The sequence below is a fragment of the Cetobacterium somerae ATCC BAA-474 genome (assembly GCF_000479045.1).
GTDB classification, from domain to species: Bacteria; Fusobacteriota; Fusobacteriia; order Fusobacteriales; family Fusobacteriaceae; genus Cetobacterium_A; species Cetobacterium_A somerae.
The window spans coordinates 1-519 of sequence record NZ_KI518110.1 but is presented as its reverse complement, the minus strand read 5'-3'; the positions used below and the strand labels follow the sequence as shown (position 1 = coordinate 519).

At 18.3% G+C, this 519-nt stretch carries 1 protein-coding gene; it reads left to right on the top strand.

Annotation, left to right across the window (positions count from 1 at the left end; translation table 11 throughout):
• Nucleotides 1-33 precede the first annotated feature (33 nt).
• On the top strand, nt 34-519 hold a 486-nt coding region (locus tag HMPREF0202_RS04205; protein WP_211231160.1), incomplete at its 3' end, for a hypothetical protein.

The following is a 519-nucleotide window of genomic DNA, read 5'->3' as shown; positions in this document are numbered from 1 at the left end:
ACAATAATAAATTTTTTAATAATATATTTTTTATTGTTTAAACCAATATTAGTTTTAAAAAATAAATTTGATACAAGAAAAAAATTAAAAATAGAGCTTAAGGATTTGCGGAGTATAGAAATAGAAAAACAAAAAATATTGAAGAGAAATAGTGTCGAAGAAAAAAATTTAATTTCAAAAAAGAATGAATTATTAGAAGAGAAACAAAGATTAATTTTTAATAGTGAATATGATGTTTTTAAATTTATAGATGATATTTCAAATGAAAATAATTTAACAATTGAGGTAATTGGAAGAGAAGTAAAGGCAATAAGAAGTTTAGATGATATAGAGGGAAATTTTTTTTATCATGGTACAGGAAGAGAAGTTGATGTTTATAATTTTATATTACAACTAGAAGAAGAGAAAAGATATATAACATTAAAAAATGAATCTATACTCATAGAAATAAATAATAATATTTTAGATTTAAAAATGAATATTATGTATATATTCAATAATAAAAAAGAAAATTTAGAT